The following is a 22,037-nucleotide window of genomic DNA, read 5'->3' as shown; positions in this document are numbered from 1 at the left end:
TTAAATAATCACTTGCTTAACCATAGTGCATTAAGGAGGAATCGTGACCGATGAGAGTATCACTTCGTCCTCTCCGCTCCCAACCAAGTATTGGAAACATTATCTGACGTGGTTCTGCTACTTAGATAGTAAGTTAAATGAGCGGATGCCAGACTTACAAGGTTTGACCGCTATCCACTGTTATGATCTGACCGGTCATTGCTTCCTGTTCCAAAGCAGTGCAGATCATTGCAGCGATATCTTCGGGTGTCGATATACGCTGCAAAGGAAGATGGGGAGCGAGACGGCTCATTTGTACTTCTCTTCCTGCCCACCATCTTGTCGCAACGGCTCCAGGCACGATACAGTTAACTCTTATATCGGGTGCAAGAGCGCGTGCTAACGATTTCGTAAGTCCATGAACGGCTGATTTGGACACGGCGTAAGGAAGCGAGGAGCCTAATCCTGTTTGTCCGGCTATGCTGCCCAGATTGACGATCGCACCTTTTTGGTTCTTCTTCATGAAGGGGGCGACAGCTCGCGCGCAGTAGAACATGCCTTTCACATTCACATCGAACAACTCGTCCCATACCTCCTCCGTTGCCGTCTCCAAATCATCCATCGGAATATGTTTGGTGATACTGGCATTATTAACGAGCAGATCAACCGTACCAAAATGCTGGATCGTAGTTCGGATCATGGTTCGTATTTCCTCGTCCCGGGATACATCAGCTTGTATGGCTATAGCCCGTCCTCCCTCACTGTTGATCCACCGCACCGTTTCATCCGCATCGGATTGGGAGCGTGAATAGTTGACGATAACGGTTGCTCCTCGTTTAGCCAGCTCTAGACTGGTTGCCCTGCCAATCCCAGTACCGCCGCCCGTAACAAGGGCCACTTTGTTCGTTAATTCCATAATAAATCCACTCCTCCGGCGTCTTTGATGGTTCTATTGTAATTGGTTCTTTGAAATTTGTATAATTGAATTAATCGAAGCATTCGTTCAATTTTATTGAATTGTCACAGGGGGATGGACCGTGGATCTCAAAACGTTAAAAACTTTTCAAATGATCGTGAAATATGGAAGCTTTATACGCGCGGCACAAGAAATGAACTATGCGCAATCTACAGTCACGATGCAAATTCAAAAGCTTGAATCTGAACTGGGTGTTCTGCTAATAGAGCGTGGTAAAGAAATCGACCTGACGGAAGCCGGTAGACTGTTTTACGACCAGAGCTTACAAATCGTAAAGAATGTGGAGCACCTTCAGACAAGCTTATCGGATTTGAAATCAGGTGAAGCAGGACATATACGCATAGGGGTAACGGAGCCAACTGCCAGTTACCGTTTACCTGGTATCCTGAAGAAGTTTATGTCCACATATCCCAATATCCGCATTTCCGTCGAAATCTCGAACACCCCGGTCCTTAGCGAGCGGATCCTCAAAGGAGAAATCGATTTTTCGCTTTCTACGGCACCTGATATGGGATCCGATTTATATTTTGAGCCTTTATTTCAGGAAGAGTTCGTGGCATTAATGCCTGAGAATCATCCACTTGCGCAGAAAGAGATGATAGTACCGGAAGACTTTCGGGGGTATCGTCTGCTCATCACATCAGCGACTTGTCCATATCGCAGGAAGCTCGAGATGGTTATTCAGGAAAAAGGGAATATGACGCTCGACACAATGGAGATCGGGAGTATGACGGCGTTGAAATTTTATGTAGAGAACGGGTTGGGGATTGCCCTTGTCCCTAAAATTATGGTGGAACCCGAGACGAAGGGGACAACGGTCAGGATGATCAGTGGAAACCTCATACACATGACATTCGGGATCTTGTGCAAGGAATCGGCATACCCGTTCCAACTGACGAGTCAAAAGCTCTATAAATATCTAAAGCAGGAATTGGTTTCACATTCCGAGTTATAAGCGAAAACTTGCCGATACAGTCAGCGCGGGAAACCGTATCATAAGTTCATTGAACTAACGGGACACGAGAGTTGAGGAGCTTGCCTGGAGGCAACTCCTTTTTGCTTTGTTGAAGTAACGGGCAGTATAGTTGAATAACACACATTAATAAGCAGGCGCTGATGCCTGCTTATTCTATTAATCAAAGTAACAATGTATATCAAGATAAAGTGATAAATGAAATTGTTGAGATAGATCAGCAGAAAAAAAGAGTAACAATGATGGAGTATTTTCGTCATACTTGTGTTGCGATCCGTTGTGAAAATATTCGAAAATGCATTCAGAAGGTTAATGAACAACTGCTTAAACATGTGATCGCGCATGAACTGGCCCACTACAAACGAAAGGATACGATCTGGAATATGGTCGGCAGTCTGTATTTTCATTTAATGATAAAGCTATTCGTTTGTACACTAAGATTGGTTTTCAACAGGAAGGAAGCAGCAGACAAAGTCTATTTAGAGACGGTGAATGGCATGACATCATTCATATGGTTCTTTTGCAACATGAATACTTTGAGAAATAAGTAAAAAAGGGATAACATGGTTCTACCGTAAAAGAGAGGAACAGCTACTGAATGGCATCAACTAAATATGATAATATAGATAATTAAAGTGGAATCTGTTTGATTGCAAATCGATTAATATAATTCCGAAAAGAGTGGTAAGCATGAAGTCATATATCAATTGGAGATATACGATCACCATCTACAAAAAAGTGATGAAAGGAGCGTGATAAATTAAAAAGAAAAAGGAGCAGAACGAAATGATACAAAACAGAAAAGCAACCGTTAATGACTATGATATGATTATAAATCTTTGGGAAAGATCGGTAATGGCCACTCATCATTTTTTGAGTTTCAAGGATAAAGAGGAAATCAAAAAAGAATTACCCATGTATTTTCCTCATCTTGATGTACGTCTCTGGTATACCGAAGACTCTATCATTGGTTTTACCGCCATCAATGAAAATCACTTGGAAGCACTATTTCTCGATCCCGATAAAATTAGCAAAGGGTATGGGAAACAAATTATGCAAATATGCATCAATGGTTTTGGGATCACGTCCGTTGATGTGAATAAACAAAATGAGAATGCGACAAGGTTTTACTTAAAAAGCGGTTTCGGAATAATCGGTGAAGATTTGACGGATGGAGCAGGCCGCCCTTACCCCATTTTACATTTGAAATACAATGAACAGCAGAAGTAATTCTTCTGTCCAGGCTGTCGAGAAATCGACAGCCTTTTAAATAACTATTAATATCTTTTTTGACAGCACACAGAAGTTTAATGATTTTGCGATACATAACGTTACATAACTAATTAGGTGATTCAACAATTCTGTTAGAGGAACATCGATGGAATGACGGTGGAACAAAAAAATCAAACGCGTAAAGTCAAACTCGAACAAAGAAGCATTACTCTAATCATTAAGAAATGCTTTTTTGTTAGTTGAACCATTACGCTAACGGGAAACAAGAGCTTAATAAATATGGTATAGGCAACCATCTAAATGGCTACTGTCTCTAAATTTCTAAGGCAGCCATGCTGCGTAAATTGATGATTAGTAAAGTAATAAAATACAAAGGGATGCGGTTGCCTGTAATTTAACCGGCAGCTTTATTTAACTTATACTATTGCCCCCAAAGAATAAGCCTCAGAAATCGATTCTGGAGGCTTGTATTTGTCAAGGATATAATTATTTTTTCGTTCTAATTGCTAATCCACTAAAAGAAATTGGACCATTAACATCAGCTCTAGCTCTAGTATCACTTGCAAGGTTTTCTGCAGTTACAGTGTAAACGTGAGTACCTGATTTTACATTTTTATCAATAGCTTGAAACGTAACAACATAAGGTTGTGAGAAACTAGCGGATTCAACGTCTTGTCTAGTATTGAAAATTTCTTTTCCGTCACGGAAAATTTTAAATAAAATTCCTGAGATACGTCTAACTCCTCGCACACCAACAGTTGCAATTAATTCAATTTGATTATGACAAGCATGCGAAGGGATTTTTATTTTGATGGTTGCAAGGCTAACTCTTTTAGGTGAACGAGGAATAGTAAATGACCCAGGAAGAAATCTGCTACGAGGCTGAGCTGCTTTATAATCGAGTAGTCGAACCAAACTAATCATCTCCCTTTGAATGATATCTCAATATATGTTGAACAAAAGCGGAGTGATTAGGTGACTATCTCTATTAACATGTCGTTTTCTTTTCTATGCGGGGTAAAGAGTATAAGGGTGACTGAGTCAAATGCAGGTTATGTTTGGAATTCCTAATGACTTTGGGAAGTGCTGGAGCGAAGTAATTTTGGAAAATAAAAATATATCTGATTGAATACATTGTCCGAATCAAGTCCGCTTAAAACGCGGGCTTTCTTTTATTCAAAGAAACCTTTCCTTTAGTAAATGGAAGTAACATGCCACCAAAATACAAAGGGAGCGGCCATTAAAGGATGAATTCTGGGCTGGCCTACCTTTTCGGCTACTTCCCTAAAATTTGAGGAAAAGTGCTTGCCATTTCAAGTCTCTCATTCCTATTATTAAAACATAAATGGAATCGAAAATTGTGATTAAAGGAGAGGCGTCATGTTCCGTAGATTCATTGGCAAAAAGAAAAAAGCCTCTTTTAAGAGGATACTTTATTTTTATACGCTTATTTTAAGCATTGTTCCGGTGCTGTTACTTGGCATTGTCTCCTCTTCTATTGCAATGAACGCCGTACAGGAAGAGGTGAATCATAATCATCAGGTTGTGCTAAACCAGGTCCAGTACCAAGCTGACCGCTTCCTGCAAATGATTGACACGGATTCCATCCAATTAGCTAACAATACGATGATGGAGAAGTTAATGCAGGTAGGGCCCTCCATGAAAAACTTCGATCTGTTTATTGAAATGCTGGATCTGATTCAAAACCAAAGGGGCATATCCGAAATCAGCTACGATGTCTCGCTTGTCTTTAGTAAATACGGAAAAATCCACTCCAATCGTTATGGATATATCAATGATGATGAGTTTCCTTACTCCGATCTGATCAACCGATTTCGAACACCAGGTAAATTTCCATTCATCATTTCACCTTATACATACCCTAATCAATCTGAAATCCTTATTGCCAGACCTGTACCCCTATTCTATGCAGATGAACCTGACGGCTATATCATTTTTCATGTAGCAACGTCCCCGCTGATGTCCCTTATCCAAGAATCAGAGCTGGGAAATAAACGCAGAGTCCTCATTCTCGATGATCAAGCCAAGGTTGTCATGAGCCCGAACCCCGAAGAAATCGGAAAACGGCTATACTCCTCTCAATTGTATCAGTATTGGAGCAATCCAAGCCTTACTGCAAGATCTCTAACACTTGATAATATAGAGTATCAATTCTCCTCCCAGAAGTCCGTTATGAATAACTGGTCCTATATTTCATTAACCGAGACGAGTTTGCTGACTGCCAAATCCCAGTGGATTGTGAATCTGACCTGGCTGATGGTGCTTGTTCTTACGATTCTATGGGCGATTGTTGTCTACTTCGGTACGAAACGTCTACATATTCCAATCGAGTCGCTCATAAGCAAAATCCCACTGACTGTAAAAACAGTTCCCAACGAGAAGGATAGTTTGAAAGCGCTTGATATTTTTATTGAATATATGGTGTCGACCAATGACCAATTGCAAAGCCAGATCAATGAGCAAATTCCTTATTTGAAAGAGATCATGCTCCAGAAGCTTCTGCGAGGAGAAATTGATTCGGATTACGCCAAAAAAATGGACAGCTATCGTTTTTTTGAAAAAAGTAACTTTTTCTATGTCTGTGTTGTCGAACTGGACAAGTATGCACTATTTAGGGAAACGTATGAGGAGAAAGACCGTGCGCTGCTCTGGTATGCATTACGGAAAATGATTATTGAAACCTATGAGGAGGAGCCTCGGTTTTTCTCTGTGACATCCATGCCCCTCTCCAATCAAATCGCAATCATTATCGGTATGGAGAAGGTGAATGATAAGTCAGAGGAAACCTTAAGACATTTAACCCATTATTTTATCGATAAAATCAATCAGTATTTCCCGTTCACGGTTACCGCAGCGCTCAGCAAACCAGTAAGAGACTACAGAAGCATCTGCGAAGGTTATCAGCAGGCGCGTGATTTGCTCAGTTACCGTTTACTGTTAGGATCCAATCAATTGATTGTACCGGAGGACATTCAATCTTCCGTTGAGAAATCAAGAGCCTCGATCTTCAGAACGCAAAAATCGATCGTACATTCCATTCTTCACGGGAATCTGGAGACGGCCAAAAACAAGCTGTACGAAATGGAACAGATGGTCCCGCAAGTGATGCACAATGTGGAAGCAGTCAGAGGATTATTCACGTATTTGATCGGGGAAATAGAGGTCCATATGCAGGAGATGGGGCTTGATGAGAGTTCAATTCTACCGAAGGACAGGTACACCGATCTTTATAGCATGACGAGCCTCAATGAAGTAACCGAATGGTTTATCCATGTTATTTTCCCGAGAGTCATTGAACATATCCATAGCACTCAAGTATCGCTGCAAAAAAAGCTTGTACAGCAAATTCTGTTTTACATTCACGAACATTATGATACCGATCTATCCTTGCAGCAAATTGCAGATGAGTTTGAGACTTCCCCTTCTCACATAAGCCGGGTGTTCAAAGAAGAGACGCTTGTTAATTTTAGTGATTATTTGATCCAATATCGAATGGACAAGGCAAAGGAATTTCTTATTCATACCGACATGCCCATTAAAGATATATCTGAAAAGCTGTGCTATACCTCCGTCCAAAATTTTAATAGAATATTCAAACAAACCGTTCATATGCCGCCGGGTAAATATCGCAAACAATTTAGAGAAGCTCCATCAGATCAAGAGAGTGAAAGTAGCGTAGAATGCTGATTCTGCGCTACTTTTCTGCACTTTTTTCGATTTAGCTTTTTTTGAGTTGGATTTATCTTTTGCGAAACGCAAGTGATTATTGAGTTTCATTTAAAATACTGGCAGTATTTGTGGCATAGCGAAAAGCGTATACAGCTAACACGTCTATCTTGGCTAAGATTGCGATATTTCACCACATTAACTTTAAATACGTGTTCAAAAAGTCAGATTTTCAGCACCGAGAAGGTTGGATGAAGCTAGGGACAGAGGAGCGGAGCGTAGGCAGAACCTACGTGAGCACCGGAAGGCCCGGCTGAATTCAAGATTCGACGCCGAGTTACTTCCTGATTCACTTCGTGATCAAAAGCGGACTTTTTGAACAACATCTTTAAGGAGGAGTGCTATGAAAACACAACTAACTGCACCACCCATTAAACAAAAAAAACAAACGAAATGGCAGCAAACAGCCAATCGAGTATGGAAAGAACGGTACCTTCTTCTTATCGGGCTTCCAGGTGTCCTTTATTTTCTCGTCTATAAATATACTCCGATGGCAGGCTCCTATCTGGCCTTTGTTGACTTTAATCCGTTTCAAGGAATCTTCCACAGTGAATGGGTAGGCATGGCGCACTTCCAGCGGATTTTTGAAGACCAGGAAGTGTTCCGGGTTATTATGAATACGCTTTATATTTCATTTTTGCAGATCATTTTTGCGTTCCCTTTACCCATTGTACTTGCCTTAATGCTGAATGAACTGCGAAACCAAACTTATAAAAAGGTATTACAATCGATTGTCTATCTCCCCCATTTCTTATCCTGGGTCGTTGTTGTTGGTATTAGCATTGTTTTTCTGAAAAGTGAAGGAATCATCAACACCCTCCTTCACGATATGTTCGGATGGAACGCCATCCCTTTCCTGACCAATCCCGACTATTTTAAACCTGTCGTTGTGCTGCAAGTGATCTGGAAGGAAGCTGGCTGGGGAACCATCATTTTTCTGGCTGCCTTATCGGGCGTAAACCCGCAGCTCTATGAAGCAGCCAATATGGATGGTGCCGGAAGACTCAGACAAATATGGAATATTACGTTGCCAGCGATCCGCAGTACGATTGTGATCCTGCTGATTCTGCGCTTGGGACAGGTTATGGATAGCGGATTTGAACATATTTTCCTGATGCTAAACCCTCTGAACCAAGACACGCAAAACGTGCTGGATACTTTCGTTTATTTTAAGGGTATTCAACAATCGGATTACAGCTTCGCTACGGCAGTGGGACTGTTTAAAGGAATTGTCGGTCTCTTTCTGGTCGTCACGGCGAATAAACTCGCCAAGAAGTTTGGTGAAGAAGGCGTATATTAAGAGAACTGGAAAGGAGTCAGAGTATGAAAGACAAATCGTTATTTAACAGGGTGTTTGATACAAGTAATATCATCATCTTGTTACTTATAGCGCTCGTTATGCTGTTACCGTTTGTATACGTCTTATCTGTATCCGTATCATCGTATTCCGAATATATGAGCAGTGATTTCTACCTCATCCCGAAAACGATTGATTTCAGTGCGTATGAATTCATTTTTGCTTCAGATTCCTTTATCCGGTCGATTTTCGTTACCATCTTTATTACCGTGCTCGGAACATTTGTAAATCTAGTACTCACATCAACTCTCGCCTATTCCTTGTCGTATAAAGTGTTTGGTCAGAGGGTCGTATTGTTTATGGTCCTCTTCACCATGATGTTCTCCGCAGGGATGATTCCTACTTACCTGGTCGTCAAAGAAACGGGGCTGCTCAACTCGATTTGGTCGCTCATTCTTCCGGTTGCCATTACCCCGTTCAACTTGATTGTCATGCGGCAATTTTTCATGAACATTCCCGGTGAGCTATGTGAAGCCGCCAAAATCGATGGATCAAACGATCTTCAGACGTTCATACGGATCATTTTGCCGCTTTCAAAGCCTTCTTTAGCAGCGTTCGGATTATTTTACGCAGTCTATCATTGGAACAATTATTTTTCTGCCATTCTATATTTGAATGATCCCGCGCTCTGGCCGATTCAAGTCATTCTAAGACAAATCGTTGTGGTTAATGAGGCACTAAGCACTTTAGGCAATGGCCAAATACTGCTGGAAAATGCACCACCCGCAGAAACGATTCAAATGGCAGCGATTATTGTTGCGACCGTTCCCATTCTGATCGTATATCCCTTCCTGCAAAAACATTTTGCCAAGGGGGTGATGCTCGGCTCCGTGAAAGGTTAGCCAATCAAGAGATCACACTTCAGCTCGCCGACATTCAAACACAAGGGGAAAAATGATGAGGAGGGTTCATGGTTATGGTTATGAAGAAAATCGCAGGATTAGGTTTAAGCCTGACATTGCTGCTGTCCATTGTAGCTTGCGGTGGTACAAAAGATTCGACCTCTTCTACAGGTACAGGTGAAGCACCGGCAAATAGTCAGCCAAAAGCAGATACAAAATTCGCGATCAGTATGATTGACTACCGTTATGGTGCGATTCCACCACAGGGTGGCAAAGGCATTGAGATGATCAACGAGAAATTTAATGTCGATTTCAAGCCTCAATATGTTGTTCGTTCCGATTATGATGCGAAGCTCAGTGCAGTTATTGCATCAGGTGAGATACCTGACATTATCATCACGGAAGGAGCCGACTCCAATTTCTACAAATGGGCTAAGCAAGGTGCATTTTTATCTCTGAATGATTACATGGATAATTATCCATCGTTTAAGCTTGTTCCAGAAAATGTTCTGAAAACGGTTACCGTGAATAATAATATATATGCCATTCAAAAATATTTGCCTCAAAACTATGAACTGACTCCTATGATCCGTCAGGATTGGCTTGATAAATTAGGACTTGCTATGCCCACATCCTATGAAGAGCTAAAAGAGGTCGCTCTCGCATTCACGAACAAAGATCCTGATGGAAACGGAAAAAATGACACGTACGGATTAGCCATGGCGCAAAATATCAATCCATCCTATGAAATGGGAGCCTATTGGGATTATCAAACTTGGTATCATAAAGACGCTGAAGGGCGGCTGATCCCAGGATTCATCTCCGATGTTCGAAAGGAACATGTTCAGTTTCTGGCGGACCTGTATAAAGAGGGTGCTATAACAAAGGACTTTGCTGTATTGAACTGGACAGAAGTAAACACAAAAGAATTTTATGGCGGCAAAGCCGGAATTTTCATCGGGACACCTCGCGGCATGAACCCTACTTATATGCAAGGTTTAGTCGATATCAATCCGAACGCCAAGCTGGCGCCAATCCCTCCTTTTAAGGCACCGGATGATTCGCAAGGCTTCAGAAACTCCATGGGCTTCTACGGAACGATCATGTTAAGTTCCAAATTGGAGAAAGAGCCGGAGAAAGTAGCCAAAATTCTTGAAATGATTGACTATGGCCGTACTTTCTATTCGATTGAAGAACGTGTTGCTACGAATACGGAATTTGACTGGCTAAATGGCCATGAAGGTCAAGGCTACACCATCGAGGATGGAAGCATCCGAAGAGAAGTCGATGAAAAAGGCTTGTCCCCTTACAATTATTTACCTGACAACAGAATGTGGGCTCCAAACGATGAAGCAAATGGATACTCCAAGGAATATACAGTTCCGCTGCTGCGCGATGTAGCTGGACAATTCGAGAAAATGCACGCCGAAACGAAGCACTATATAAATCCGGTGAACGCCGTCTATTCGGAAACGCGGGCAGCCAAAGGGTCTGAGTTGGATAAGTTCCTATTCAATGAGCAAACCAAGATGATTTTTGGCGACAAGTCATTGGAAGATTGGGATGCAATGGTGGGCGAGTGGAAAGAAAAAGGCGGAGAACAGATGATCAAGGAAGTGAATGAAGCTCTTAACGCAAGCGGCATCACGGCAGAATGGCAGTAATCTATTAAGAATCACCGCAGAATTACAGAAAAATACTAAGTAACACATTAAAGCTTCAAGCTCCTTGCCGAAAGCGTAAACCAAAACATTTGGGGAGGCAAATATGATCATGAAAATCTATGTTTGTGTAGATATGGAGGGAATTGCGGGTATTGTGCTGCCTTCACAGCTTCGGCAAGGAGAATCCTTTTATCAGGAAGGACGCCGTCTGATGACGGAAGAAGTGAATGCGGTCGTAGATGGATTGTTGGAAGCTGGTGCAACGGAGATCATTGTACGTGACATGCATGCCACTGGCTTTAATCTCTTAATAGATCAGCTTCATCCAGGTGCATCGTATTTTATGGGAACAAGCAGCATACAGGATCGGTTTCCCGGAATCGATTCTTCGTTCCATGGTGCTATCCTGCTCGGTTATCATGCCATGGCTGGAACGAAGCAAGCCGTTCGAGACCATACGTTTTCCAGTATGACTTTTATCGGAATGGAATTAAACGGTCAGCCCATCGGTGAGATTGGAATAGACAGCTTATTGCTGGGGCTTCATCATGTCCCTGTTCTGCTCGTAACTGGCGATGATAAAACTTGCCAAGAAGCTGAACAAATATTGACCCACACGACAACCTATCAGACGAAAACAGCATGGGGGCGCCACAGTGCCTTACTGAAATCTCCACGTAAAGTGAATATCGAAATCAAGGAAGCTGTGAAGCAAGCCTTATTCAATCATGCTCCGTGTGTACCGTATTCAAGCCCAGGTCCATATGAACTGAAAGTTCAATACATGAGCACTGATCTCGCTGACTCGGTCCAAACGGATGGAATTCATCAAATCAGATTGGATGGGCTAACCATTGTATATAAAGACACCAACCTCGTGAGCCTATTTTCGAAAGCGCTATAAAATAAAATGATCAAAAGTGAGGCGCATATGATGTCAACTAAATTACGGTTTGCCATTGTTGGAGCTGGGGTCATCAGTTCGTTCCATGCGAGAGCGGTAACGGAAAATCCAGAAGCAGAATTGGTTGCGATCTCTGATGTTAGTGAGGAAAAAGCCCAAAAGCTGGCAGAGGAATACAGCATACCTTCCATTCATACCGATTACCACGAGATGCTGCAGCGTCAAGACATTGATGTGGTTTGTATCTGTGTTCCCAGCGGTATGCATACAGAGGTAGCTGTAGCAGCGGCACAAGCCGGCAAACATATTTTATGTGAGAAACCACTCGATACAACAATCGCTAAAATGGATTTGATGATTCATGAAGCTCGAGAGGCACAAGTTAAGCTGGGCGTCATTTATCAACGCAGAACGTTTCCTGCTGCCATTGCTGCTCGAAAGGCTGTTCAAGAAAACAGGCTTGGCAAGCTTGTGCTCGGAGATGCGTATTTAAAATATTACAGAAGTCAGGAATATTACGACAGTGCAGGCTGGAGAGGAACATGGGAGCTTGATGGCGGAGGAGCCTTAATGAATCAGGGTGTGCATGGCGTTGATCTGATCCAATGGATTGTCGGGGATGTGGAATCTGTATTTGCCCGTTCTGCCGCACTTGTTAGAAATATTGAAGTAGAAGATACAGCTGTAGCTGTTGTGAAATATGTGAATGGAGCTTATGGTGTTATCCAGGGAACGACATCCGTCTGGCCGGGACAAGAAACTCGTTTTGAGATTCACGGGGAAAAAGGAAGCATCGTTTTTGCAGACAGTGGCATTAAACAATGGGAGTTTATGGACGGTGAGCCATCCGTGCCGGATGTAGCAGGCACCGCCTCCGCCAGCAATGATGCATCGAATATTTCAGCAGACGGCCACTATATTTTGATCGATGATATGATCCAAGCCATTAAAGAAGACCGTGATCCGATGGTAACCGGTGAGGATGCAAGTAAGGCCGTTAAATTAATTCTCGCCATTTACGAATCGGCCAGAACAGGTCTGGAAGTCAGACTTTAATCTGCGCAAGGGGGATGCGGCATGTCTCTGTTTCAGCTTGGAATTATAACAGACGAAGTATCTCAAGATCTCGAGGAAGCGATCCATTTCGCTCTTCAGCATGACATGAAAGTGCTGGAGCTGAGGTCGATTGAAGGACATACGATTCAAACGTGGACTGATGAGCAGGTGGAGTCGGTAAAGGCCCTTATCCAGCAAAACGGTCTGTCCGTATGTGCATTATCTACGCCTATTTTCAAATGCCACTTAAATCAACCCGAAGAGCTTCAGGAGCACATTGCTATTCTTCACCGCTCAATTGAAATTGCCAAGCGACTTGGAACATCAATCATACGCGGCTTTAGCTTTTGGGCTGAAGAAGCTTTTGAAGATGCGCTGCCAGCCATTGAAGAACAGATCAATAGAATCGTACCTGTGTTGGAACAGGAGAATATCATATTCGCTTTGGAGTTTGATCCTAGTGTCTATGCCAGCAATGCAAAGAAAGTGCGAATGATATTAGATGCGGTACATTCACCGAATGTGATGGCCCTATATGATCCAGGCAACGATCTCTGGGACCCGGATGGGGAAATTCCTTATCCCGATGGTTATGAGTATTTGAAAGGAAAGATCTGTCATATTCACTTGAAAGATGCGGTGAGAACATCAGATGGTGTGAAGGGTGTTGCCATAGGTAAAGGTGAGGTGGATTATCCAGGCTTACTGCGCAGGCTCATTAAGGATCGTTATGAGGGTTATTTAGTTGTGGAAACACATTACCGTCTGCAATCAGAGTTAACCGAAGAACAGCTAAAACGCCCAGCAGGCTATGCGTTCTCAGAAGGTGGGCTAGCCGCGTCTCAGGAATGTGTCAAGAGCCTGAAGCATCTGCTTCAAGAGATTTCTACCTAAAGACCCTCAGCATAAGCATCACTCCGAATGCGGATTATTCTTACGATCGCTGTTGCCCCCAGATTTCTTTTATTATTTTTATAATCGTTGAAATCCGGGGACAAAGGCGACCTCTGTCGTTTCTCCAGAATAATTCCGCCTCCTCCGTTGAAGTCTTCTAATTCTTTAGTTCAATCCATGTAGAGACCTGTTTGCAGCTATCATCAATGCTTATAGAAATACAATTAGATACTAAATCGAGGTGCACAGTTGATGTCCAACGTTATAAAGATCGGTATGATCGGGCTTGATACTTCGCATGTGCTTGTATTTACGCAATTACTCAATAATCCCGATCATGAATACCACGTTCCCGGAGGCAAAGTCATAGCTGCATATCCCGGCGGATCGCCTGATTTTGAATTGAGTATTTCACGGGTTGCCGGCTTTACAAAACAGCTTCAAGAAGAATTCGGGGTTCAAATTCTGGACAGCCCGGAAGCTGTCGCAGAAGTTAGTGATGCCATTTTGCTGGAATCGGCAGATGGACGGGTGCATCTGGAGCAATTCCGGTCCATTGCACCTTACGGAAAGCCCGTGTTCATCGATAAGCCGCTTGCTGTTCGCTCCGATGAAGCGCGAGAAATCGTGGAGTTAGCCAAGCAATACGACATTCCCATCATGAGCACATCCGCGCTTCGCTATGCGGAAGGCTTGGTTCAAGCATTGAAGGCTTCTGATAAATCGTCTGTTACAGGAGCGGATATTTACGGTCCCATGACGATTGAACCTACACAAAACGGCTACTTCTGGTATGGCATTCATACGGTGGAGATGCTCTTTACCATCCTCGGGAAAGATTGTGAGCAAGTAACCACCTTCTCTAATAGAGATCACGATGTCATCATAGGTGAATGGAACGATGGCAGAATCGGAACCGTTCGAGGCAACCGAATCGGCAATGTAAAATTCGGAGCAACCATTCATCGGAAGGACGAATGTGATAGCGTTGACGTGTACTCCCATCCAAAACCGTATTACGCCAGCCTAATGGAGCAAGTCATGACCATGTTCCAGAGCGGGAAAACCGTACTGGATATAGAAGAGACTTTACAAGTCATCCGGTTCATAGAAGCTGCTAATGAGAGCCGGATAACGCGAGCAACCGTTAAGCTTTAATCAAAATGGGTGTCCTAAAGGTCCTTAGACCTTGGACACCCTTTTTATGATTCGTTCAGCAGACTTAAAATAATTTGATGGGATTGGTGGCAAACTAGTCCACATAAAAAGAGCATATTCATTGCATCAATTGTCCGAAGTAATGGCTCTACCATCACTGTGATTAGTACGAAAAAAATGATGTTGGAGGTAATAATGAGTACCTTATTATATCGATCCTTGGTGTTAATGTTCATTTTGTCGCTCTTCCCTACTCCTTTTGCACATCATTTTGCTGCTGCAAAAAAACTATCGGAAACCGCGATAACCATCAGTATACGATCAACTCCAACCGCAGCATTGGAAAGTAAAATCAAACTAAACACTGCACAAATCAAGCAGCTGATGAAAAATGTTAAGGAAGAGGAAGGCACTGCTCCAACCTCCCTTACAGATGTATACGTAACAATAGAGCACAACGATCAGAGTGAACATTACCGGCTGGATTTTGCAAATCATTTATGGAACGTTTCTGAAAAAAAGTGTCTTATCCTCTCCGATTCAGCCATTGCACAAATGAAGAAATACGTTGAGGCGTTAAGGAAAAAGCATTATGGACGCATCGTACCTTGGAAGGATATCAAAACAATGCTGCCTCGGAAAAGTATGTTCGCGGTCACTGATCTGGAAACCGGACTTACATTCCGCGTACAACGCCGAGCAGGAAGCGACCATGCAGATGTACAGCCGCTTACGACTGCAGATACGAAAATCATGAAACAAATATACAACAATCAATGGAGCTGGAACAGAAAAGCGATAATCGTTCAAAAAGGAAACGAAAAGCTGGCTGCTTCGATGAACGGTATGCCTCACGGAGGAGATGGTATCCCGGAAAACGGTTTTAAAGGACATTTCTGTATCCATTTTCTGGGCAGCTCCACTCACCGATCAGTTCATACGGATTTGCTCCATCAATTGATGGTTCATAAAGCAGCTGGTGAGCAAAAACGATATATTAGTACCGCTTCACCGTATATGCTGGCACATATATTTATAGAATCCATAAACCAACAAGATACCGAGCTGCTTCGACAAGTCTCAGAAGGATTACCATCGCAAACGTTCGAATCCATCATCCATGAAATGGACAACATAAACGCTGCTCGAATACAAAAGAAGTACGATCATGAGACTAAGGATGCTGATAACAACTTACTTCAAGAAATCACACTACCCGTAGCACTTCAATATAAAGGAAAGAGAACTAAAAATGTGACATATCGATTTGTGTTTGCTAGAGAATCACTACAATCGCCTTGGCTGGTCCGAGACTTTTCACAATAAAGGAACACGGTGCATGAATCAGACTAAAATGTCCCCCGTAGGATAGAACTTTTTAAAGTGTCTACTCTACGGGGGACATTACTGTTCATCAATTCATTTCCTATAAAACTTTACTTCCGGATACGCTTCACTCGGTCCGTTTAACAACGTACCTTCCATTCCCTTCAGATGCTTGTTAAAGAAATCGAGGACATATTTATTCACAATCTCCGCCCCCCTAGCTCCATCTATACTGCCCGCCATTCCCGTCAAACTAACCAATTTCGAAAATAGCGGCAGATCGGTAAAATTGTAATGAGCGGTTCCATCGATTAAAAGCAAGGTTCCTTCATGTTTCATGACATCGTCAACAATAGCTAGTTCATCGGAAAGAAATTTTTTTATCTGTTCGTCCGCATCCCGTTTATTCTTATATTGTTCAATCCCGGTAATATAGTCTTCCGTTCTCATAAACAGAAAGGGCTTGTTCATTGATTCCCGGTTCTTTATCTCAAACAGCGTACCGTCCATATTAATCCCGGCTTGGATTTTATCATTTAAGTAGGATGCATCAAACGCCGTAGCGCCCCCAAACGAGTGGCCCATCATTCCGATATGATTCAAATCCAGCGTCTCTTTAAAGTCGCTTTGAATCGCACCGGTATTCATCTGATCCAATTGTTCTATGACAAAATCCACGTCCTCAGTCCATACCTTCCCGATCTTATTCGTGGCTTCAAAGAAGTTATTTTCATCGACCACCGTTTCATAACCCGTGACCTTCCCGTCCGGAAAAACCGTAGTCATCGTACTGTAAGTATGGTCTATCGCGGCCACGATAAAGCCATGGCTGGCGAGATTCTCTGCTTGAAACTTATGAATAAGCATCCCCGTTCCCATACCATGACTCAAGATGACCAAAGGATACGGGCTGGTAGAGCGCAGCACTTTGGCTCCATCATGAGAATTGCTCTCGATGTATTTCAAATAATCCAGTACAAATGCTGGAACACCTAGCTTTGAGGAGTAAGTTCCCATAAGTCGGTCGAACGTCTCCGGATCATCCGGAAAAAGCTTTTTTGTCTTCGTATCGGTTTGCTCTGCCGGATACCACACTTGTACCATAAGCTCTCTACGGTCGCCTTGTTTGTCCGTGAAGACCTCTTCTCTGTCCTCATCTATAAGGTGAAACGTCTGCGTGCCAACCGAATACGCTCCATCAGGCTTCGGCAAATTAAATACAGGCAGGTACACAGACAAACTGACCGACACAGCCATAAGAAGAATAGAGAAGAAACCCAAGCTGTATTTTAACGACTTTCCGATCTTCACATGAATACCGAAACTCCTGATGATCATGAAGATGATGAGCAGTGCCGTAATGACATATACAAATAGCATCTGCCAACGGTACCCCTCCATAAACAATTGCACCAATAACACCACAGCGCTAGCTACAGCAATGGATGCAGAAATTTTTCGTTCTGTTTTTTTAACCAACAACAAGTAAAAAAGCATAACAAAACAGAATATAACCAACATCAGCTCAAATAATCTCATCTCTTCCTCCTCTAGATAAGTTTATATAACTACGTAAAGTATTCTTATCTATATTAGGGCTTCAAGATTAAATCGAGCTAAAGTATTGTTTAATTTTGGTTTAAAAAACGTTCCAGTGTCTGAAACGCCTTGTCTAAATCCTTCTTCGGTATACCGGCATACCGATCCCCGACACTGATCTCACAGTAACTGCCGCCTTTGCTGTTATCTCGAATATAAGACGTCAAACCTACACCCGTCTCTGTATAGAGGCTCTTAAGTAGAGGCTCCAGCTTCTCTTTAGGAAGCTCAAAATGGACGTGAAACATGTTGGAGACAGGTTCCAATGGCAGCGTGGACATGCCATGACACCGGTTAAAATAAGCGGCCAGCTCTTTGGCCTCTTCATAATACTGCCCCATCTTATCGACTCTTTGCTCGAAATAATAATCGGAGCTGAGGATATAAGGATACAGGCTGATCAAATCGCCGCCATGCCGCCGTTTCCATATCTTCGATTCGTTAATAAACGCGGCTTCGCCCGCAAGTACAGCACCGGCAATCCCGCCGATTCCTTTGTAGAATGAAACATACACGCTGTCAAACAATCCGCATATTTCGGCAGCCGACTTTTGATAATAAGGTACAATTTCAAACAACCTCGCCCCGTCCAAATGCAGCTTGATTCCTTTGTCCCGGCAGAAGGCGGAGATCGCTTCAAGCTCTGCATAGTCTGGCAGTTGACCGCCAATTTCACGCTGCGGAAGTTCCAACACTAAACACGCAATATCTTCCTTCATGTTCACCACGTCATCCAGCTGAATTAATCGGTCTTTGTCTGCAAGCAGCACCGGCACGATATGATGCAGCTCCTTCAGTCCGTCTTCTTCATGAATTTCCAAATGGCATAAGGGGTGATAAGCAACTCTCTTTATCCCCTGTTGATCACACCATATTCTGAGGGCAATCTGCTGTGCCATCGTCCCGCTCGGGAAAAATACCGCGTTTTCTTTACCGAGGTACGCTGCCATTTTATCCTGAAAATCCTCGATCACTTTGCCTTTTCCATACATGTCACTGTCAAGACTTCCATCAATTTGTTCCAAAGCCAACTTCAATACTTGAATGTCCCTGCTGCCATGACCCGTAACCTTGTAAGTCGTTTCATTAAACACCTCGGATAACGTTTGAACTGCGTTCATTTCATGTAAAACTCCTCTCCCCTTAATGAGGCAGAATAGGTACTTTCTCTATTTCTATTCTATACGATGGCTCGTTTAAACGGATTCATCCTAAATCACGATAATCTCCTAAAGGTTCCAGCATCCCCAAAGGTGAAAATAAACACATACTATGATAAAATACTAAATTGCAAAGCAAGCAAACCTTAGGGAGGTTTAGGGAAACACCATGCTCATTATTGGAATCGCCGGCGGCACAGGCTCTGGCAAAACGACGGTGGCCCGGTCTGTCATTGACCGACTCGGACCAGGCAAAGTAACTTTTATATCTCAGGATAATTATTATAAGGACAACCCTCACCTCACTCTGGCTGAACGCGAGAAGATCAATTATGATCATCCGTTTGCCTTTGAGAATGAGCTGCTTATCGAAGATCTGAAGCTCCTGAAATCAGGACAGCCTGCTTACGCTCCAGTGTACGACTTTACGGTTCATGCACGCTCCAAAGAAGAAAAGCTGGAGTTGAAACCGAACCATATTGCTATCATTGAAGGGCTTCATGTACTCTCGGACGAAAATCTCCGGAAACTTCTCGACATTAAAGTGTTCGTCGATACAGATCCCGATGTGCGAATACTTCGCCGGGTCGTTCGGGATATTGAGGAACGCGGCAGAACGATCCACTCGGTTCACGATCAATATTTAAGCACGGTGAAGCCGATGCATGAGGCTTTTATCGAACCATCCAAGAAATATGCGGATGTAATCCTCCCTGAAGGCGGAGAAAATGAGGTCGGCATTCAGCTACTGTCCATTTTAACCGAGAAATATCTGACGGGTGACCGGACTTGGGGCTGCAACTAAGAAGACTTAATTTGAAGTCTGAGCCGGAATCACATAAACTTTTTTGAGCGAGCTGTCTGGGCTAACCTGCCCGGCAGCTTTTTGGCGTACGCTAACCGCTGGGTCGGTCTCTACTTTTCATTTTTCATATTTTATTAAAAGTTGTATAACTTCCTGTGCATTCTGTATCGCTTCTTCAAGTGAATGGATTAAACGGTCCGATAATGTAATGATCTCTTCATATTCTCCCGGTGTATTCAGTACGCTTTTTACGTTTAATTCCTTCGATTTCTCTGTTTGATTCAGTAATCGAAGTATCGCACTGGTTGAATAATGGGCTGCCCTCAATGTCCGAATGATTTTCATTCGATTGATTTCTTTTTCTGTATATATACGATGTCCATTATCAAGCCGAGGAACCGTCATTAAATGATTTCGTTCCCAATTCCGTACAACCTCAGATGAGATATCGAGTATCTTAGCAGCCTCTTTTCGAGTGTATGTCTGATCAGACCATGATTCTGTACCACTCAGCCATTTCTCCACTAGTTCGATCGCTTCTAAGGCTCGTGCATATTCTTGTTCTAAATGATTCAAATAATCTTGTGCAAGTTCAAGCGCAAGACTGAAATTTTCTTTCCCACTCGCTTCTACAATGGCTCGAGCTTTTGCTCGGATATGGCCTTGAACAATTTCACAGCGAAAAGCAGTCCTTGCCACCAGAAGCTGAAACAAATGGATATCTGAAAATATACGATACCCGTTTTCTGTTCGTGGAACCGGTGAAATATAGCCCCATTCTTCATAAATGCGAACGGTATTCGGATGCACATTCACACGTTTTGCGATTTTTGTTGTTCTGTACATCCGATCCCCCTTCTTTACTTCCATTTAAAAAACTTGATTGCGCCTCCCAGACCAAGCACAACACAGAGTACAAGCACAACAACGCTTATGAATAGAGGTTGAATAGGCTCCCCAATCGAGACTTGCTTGATAAGGTGAATACCGTGTGAAAGAGGAAATATGTCCATGAACCATTGGAAAAACCGCGGCATCACTTCATATGGAATGGTCGCACCTGAGAACAGTAGCATCGTAAAATAGGCAACTGAGCTCCATAAATTCGCAGATTTTTGATCAGGCACCACACTACCGATGAATATCCCAATGCTGTACATGGCACATACAACGAATGCATAAGAAAGTAGAAAGATTCCCCATGAACCTATCATGTCATAGTCAAATAATAAGTGATAAACAACAGTTACACCAATAAAGGACACCAACGCTGAAGAAAGTTGGATCACAACTTGTGCAAATAAAATGTGTAAAGGTGATACAGGGGTCACTTGAAATCTTTTTAAAATCCCCCGGTGGCGATAGTCAGCAATGGTAAGCGGAACACCCATCACACCTGTCGCGAGCACCCCGATGGTAATGACAGCAGGGTAGGACATTTCAAACATAGATGCGCCATTGACAGATGCATCTCTACTCATCACGTAACCAAACAGAGTCGCCAATATCATCGGAAACAAGATTCCGAATATAAGAATATCGATCCCTTTCCAGACGAGCTTGCCTTCTATTTTCAACAATGTCCAAAACAAAGTCATGTCCATTCCTCCTCTCCTGCAAAATGTAAATAGGCGTCCTCTAACGTTGCTTTTCCACTAAGGGTCAACATATCTTGAATCGTACCGGTTGCGACGGTTTTACCGTCTCTTAAGATTAACAATTGATCACAAAGAGCCTCGACCTCATCCATGTAATGAGAAGTAAGCACAATGGATAGCCCGTTCTCTTTCATGATCAGCAGCTGCTTCCACAGCATTCTGCGTGCCTTAGTATCCAGCCCTGTTGTTAACTCGTCTAAAAAGACAAGCTCTGGATTGGGCAAAAGTGCCAACAACACAGCAAGGCGCTGCTTCTCACCGCCTGAGAGTGATTTGACGAGTTGTTTTTTCTTATCCTGTAGTCCAAATACAATCAGCAACGGCTCTATTTCTTGTGTTTCTTTATATAGCGCATGCCACTGAATACATGCCTCTTCTACAGTTAAGCGATCCTGGAAATTCGTTTCTTGAAATTGGACACCAACTTTTTCGAACACTTTCTTTCGTTCGGTGATGGGGGATTTCCCAAGTAAAGAGAGCTCCTTAAACTCACTCTTCTCAATCCCTAAAATCGCGGCAATACTAGAAGATTTCCCGGCACCATTGGCCCCTAATAAACCGAACACCTGGCCTTTGCCGAGACAAAAGCTTAAATCGTGCACAGCCGTTTTTTCTCCGTATCGTACCGATAGATTTTTTACCACTAGAATCATATGTCCACCTCACTTCCATTCAATAGATTCACACTATATCAAATGAAGTGCGG

The 22,037-nt window shown here is 42.9% G+C and carries 19 protein-coding genes and 2 pseudogenes; 14 read left to right on the top strand and 7 right to left on the bottom strand.

Annotated features, from left to right (window positions below; translation table 11 throughout):
* Window positions 1-154 precede the first annotated feature (154 nt).
* Entirely contained in the window at window positions 155-895 is a 741-nt protein-coding gene (locus MNQ98_RS02040; RefSeq protein ID WP_241931685.1) for an SDR family NAD(P)-dependent oxidoreductase, read from the bottom strand.
* Window positions 896-1,016: 121 nt separating this feature from the next.
* Here MNQ98_RS02040 and MNQ98_RS02035 point away from each other — a divergent pair, with 121 nt between their 5' ends.
* From MNQ98_RS02035 to MNQ98_RS02020, 4 genes and pseudogenes are all read left to right on the top strand, one after another.
* The gene (locus tag MNQ98_RS02035; protein ID WP_241931684.1) at window positions 1,017-1,910 is read left to right on the top strand and encodes a LysR family transcriptional regulator; all 894 of its coding nucleotides are present in this window, start codon (window positions 1,017-1,019) and stop codon (window positions 1,908-1,910) included.
* 161 nt (window positions 1,911-2,071) lie between these two features.
* Window positions 2,072-2,392 (top strand): annotated as a pseudogene (locus MNQ98_RS02030) (M48 family metalloprotease); the annotation flags it as partial.
* Window positions 2,326-2,475: pseudogene (locus tag MNQ98_RS02025) on the top strand (GNAT family N-acetyltransferase); the annotation flags it as partial. The pseudogenes MNQ98_RS02030 and MNQ98_RS02025, both read left to right, overlap by 67 nt.
* Window positions 2,476-2,714: 239 nt before the next feature.
* The gene (locus MNQ98_RS02020; RefSeq protein WP_241931683.1) at window positions 2,715-3,158 is read left to right on the top strand and encodes a GNAT family N-acetyltransferase; all 444 of its coding nucleotides are present in this window, start codon (window positions 2,715-2,717) and stop codon (window positions 3,156-3,158) included.
* Between the two features lie 489 nt (window positions 3,159-3,647).
* Here the strand turns inward: MNQ98_RS02020 and MNQ98_RS02015 are convergent, their stop codons facing one another.
* Entirely contained in the window at window positions 3,648-4,076 is a 429-nt protein-coding gene (locus MNQ98_RS02015) for an exosporium protein C (protein WP_241931682.1), read from the bottom strand.
* 465 nt (window positions 4,077-4,541) lie between these two features.
* Between MNQ98_RS02015 and MNQ98_RS02010 the strand changes: the two genes are divergently transcribed.
* From MNQ98_RS02010 to MNQ98_RS01970, 9 genes are all read left to right on the top strand, one after another.
* Entirely contained in the window at window positions 4,542-6,869 is a 2,328-nt protein-coding gene (locus MNQ98_RS02010; protein ID WP_241931681.1) for an AraC family transcriptional regulator, read from the top strand.
* A 382-nt stretch (window positions 6,870-7,251) separates the two neighbouring features.
* Entirely contained in the window at window positions 7,252-8,208 is a 957-nt protein-coding gene (locus MNQ98_RS02005) for an ABC transporter permease (RefSeq protein WP_241931680.1), read from the top strand.
* A gap of 23 nt (window positions 8,209-8,231) precedes the next feature.
* Window positions 8,232-9,107, top strand: coding sequence for a carbohydrate ABC transporter permease (locus MNQ98_RS02000; protein WP_241931679.1), 876 nt, complete (start codon window positions 8,232-8,234; stop codon window positions 9,105-9,107).
* A gap of 74 nt (window positions 9,108-9,181) precedes the next feature.
* A complete protein-coding gene (locus MNQ98_RS01995; RefSeq protein WP_241931678.1) occupies window positions 9,182-10,771 on the top strand; it encodes an extracellular solute-binding protein in 1,590 nt (529 codons plus the stop codon).
* Between the two features lie 109 nt (window positions 10,772-10,880).
* Window positions 10,881-11,675: a M55 family metallopeptidase gene (locus MNQ98_RS01990; RefSeq protein WP_241931677.1), complete on the top strand. Its 795-nt coding sequence runs from the start codon at window positions 10,881-10,883 to the stop codon at window positions 11,673-11,675.
* Between the two features lie 27 nt (window positions 11,676-11,702).
* Window positions 11,703-12,731: a Gfo/Idh/MocA family protein gene (locus MNQ98_RS01985; protein ID WP_241931676.1), complete on the top strand. Its 1,029-nt coding sequence runs from the start codon at window positions 11,703-11,705 to the stop codon at window positions 12,729-12,731.
* A gap of 21 nt (window positions 12,732-12,752) precedes the next feature.
* Window positions 12,753-13,625 (top strand): sugar phosphate isomerase/epimerase family protein, encoded by an 873-nt coding sequence (locus tag MNQ98_RS01980; protein WP_241931675.1) that lies wholly within the window; start codon window positions 12,753-12,755, stop codon window positions 13,623-13,625.
* A gap of 252 nt (window positions 13,626-13,877) precedes the next feature.
* Window positions 13,878-14,783, top strand: a complete 906-nt coding sequence (locus MNQ98_RS01975) for a Gfo/Idh/MocA family protein (protein ID WP_241931674.1) — start codon at window positions 13,878-13,880, stop codon at window positions 14,781-14,783.
* 195 nt (window positions 14,784-14,978) lie between these two features.
* Window positions 14,979-16,109 (top strand): hypothetical protein, encoded by a 1,131-nt coding sequence (locus MNQ98_RS01970; protein ID WP_241931673.1) that lies wholly within the window; start codon window positions 14,979-14,981, stop codon window positions 16,107-16,109.
* A gap of 93 nt (window positions 16,110-16,202) precedes the next feature.
* Here the strand turns inward: MNQ98_RS01970 and MNQ98_RS01965 are convergent, their stop codons facing one another.
* Window positions 16,203-17,648, bottom strand: a complete 1,446-nt coding sequence (locus MNQ98_RS01965) for an alpha/beta hydrolase family protein (RefSeq protein WP_241931672.1) — start codon at window positions 17,646-17,648, stop codon at window positions 16,203-16,205.
* 89 nt (window positions 17,649-17,737) lie between these two features.
* Entirely contained in the window at window positions 17,738-18,829 is a 1,092-nt protein-coding gene (locus MNQ98_RS01960; RefSeq protein ID WP_241931671.1) for a threonine aldolase family protein, read from the bottom strand.
* A 208-nt stretch (window positions 18,830-19,037) separates the two neighbouring features.
* Between MNQ98_RS01960 and udk the strand changes: the two genes are divergently transcribed.
* Window positions 19,038-19,673 (top strand): uridine kinase, encoded by a 636-nt coding sequence (gene udk, locus MNQ98_RS01955; RefSeq protein ID WP_241931670.1) that lies wholly within the window; start codon window positions 19,038-19,040, stop codon window positions 19,671-19,673.
* A gap of 117 nt (window positions 19,674-19,790) precedes the next feature.
* Here the strand turns inward: udk and MNQ98_RS01950 are convergent, their stop codons facing one another.
* From MNQ98_RS01950 to MNQ98_RS01940, 3 genes are read right to left on the bottom strand one after another with little or no spacing between them, the layout of a single operon-like run.
* Entirely contained in the window at window positions 19,791-20,519 is a 729-nt protein-coding gene (locus MNQ98_RS01950) for a MerR family transcriptional regulator (RefSeq protein ID WP_241931669.1), read from the bottom strand.
* 14 nt (window positions 20,520-20,533) lie between these two features.
* A complete protein-coding gene (locus MNQ98_RS01945) occupies window positions 20,534-21,271 on the bottom strand; it encodes an ABC transporter permease (RefSeq protein WP_241931668.1) in 738 nt (245 codons plus the stop codon).
* On the bottom strand, window positions 21,268-21,984 hold the full coding sequence (locus MNQ98_RS01940) for an ABC transporter ATP-binding protein (protein ID WP_241931667.1): 717 nt from the start codon (window positions 21,982-21,984) through the stop codon (window positions 21,268-21,270). Before MNQ98_RS01940 ends, MNQ98_RS01945 begins: the two co-directional genes overlap by 4 nt.
* Between the last annotated feature and the right edge of the window lie 53 nt (window positions 21,985-22,037).

The sequence above is a fragment of the Paenibacillus sp. N3/727 genome (assembly GCF_022637315.1).
In the GTDB taxonomy this organism is placed as follows: Bacteria; Bacillota; Bacilli; order Paenibacillales; family Paenibacillaceae; genus Paenibacillus_AQ; species Paenibacillus_AQ uliginis.
Note: the sequence above shows the minus strand (reverse complement) of the source record. Positions and strands in the feature narration are given on the sequence as shown.

What these genes read in the sequence shown, in the direction of transcription:
- MNQ98_RS02040 (WP_241931685.1), bottom strand. Translation starts at nt 895, where the DNA reads ATGGAATTAACGAACAAAGTGGCCCTTGTTACGGGCGGCGGTACTGGG.
- MNQ98_RS02020 (WP_241931683.1), top strand. Translation starts at nt 2,715, where the DNA reads ATGATACAAAACAGAAAAGCAACCGTTAATGACTATGATATGATTATA.
- MNQ98_RS02010 (WP_241931681.1), top strand. Translation starts at nt 4,542, where the DNA reads ATGTTCCGTAGATTCATTGGCAAAAAGAAAAAAGCCTCTTTTAAGAGG.
- MNQ98_RS02005 (WP_241931680.1), top strand. Translation starts at nt 7,252, where the DNA reads ATGAAAACACAACTAACTGCACCACCCATTAAACAAAAAAAACAAACG.
- MNQ98_RS02000 (WP_241931679.1), top strand. Translation starts at nt 8,232, where the DNA reads ATGAAAGACAAATCGTTATTTAACAGGGTGTTTGATACAAGTAATATC.
- MNQ98_RS01995 (WP_241931678.1), top strand. Translation starts at nt 9,182, where the DNA reads ATGGTTATGAAGAAAATCGCAGGATTAGGTTTAAGCCTGACATTGCTG.
- MNQ98_RS01990 (WP_241931677.1), top strand. Translation starts at nt 10,881, where the DNA reads ATGAAAATCTATGTTTGTGTAGATATGGAGGGAATTGCGGGTATTGTG.
- MNQ98_RS01985 (WP_241931676.1), top strand. Translation starts at nt 11,703, where the DNA reads ATGATGTCAACTAAATTACGGTTTGCCATTGTTGGAGCTGGGGTCATC.
- MNQ98_RS01980 (WP_241931675.1), top strand. Translation starts at nt 12,753, where the DNA reads ATGTCTCTGTTTCAGCTTGGAATTATAACAGACGAAGTATCTCAAGAT.
- MNQ98_RS01975 (WP_241931674.1), top strand. Translation starts at nt 13,878, where the DNA reads ATGTCCAACGTTATAAAGATCGGTATGATCGGGCTTGATACTTCGCAT.
- MNQ98_RS01970 (WP_241931673.1), top strand. Translation starts at nt 14,979, where the DNA reads ATGAGTACCTTATTATATCGATCCTTGGTGTTAATGTTCATTTTGTCG.
- MNQ98_RS01965 (WP_241931672.1), bottom strand. Translation starts at nt 17,648, where the DNA reads ATGAGATTATTTGAGCTGATGTTGGTTATATTCTGTTTTGTTATGCTT.
- MNQ98_RS01960 (WP_241931671.1), bottom strand. Translation starts at nt 18,829, where the DNA reads ATGAACGCAGTTCAAACGTTATCCGAGGTGTTTAATGAAACGACTTAC.
- udk (WP_241931670.1), top strand. Translation starts at nt 19,038, where the DNA reads ATGCTCATTATTGGAATCGCCGGCGGCACAGGCTCTGGCAAAACGACG.
- MNQ98_RS01950 (WP_241931669.1), bottom strand. Translation starts at nt 20,519, where the DNA reads ATGTACAGAACAACAAAAATCGCAAAACGTGTGAATGTGCATCCGAAT.
- MNQ98_RS01945 (WP_241931668.1), bottom strand. Translation starts at nt 21,271, where the DNA reads ATGACTTTGTTTTGGACATTGTTGAAAATAGAAGGCAAGCTCGTCTGG.
- MNQ98_RS01940 (WP_241931667.1), bottom strand. Translation starts at nt 21,984, where the DNA reads ATGATTCTAGTGGTAAAAAATCTATCGGTACGATACGGAGAAAAAACG.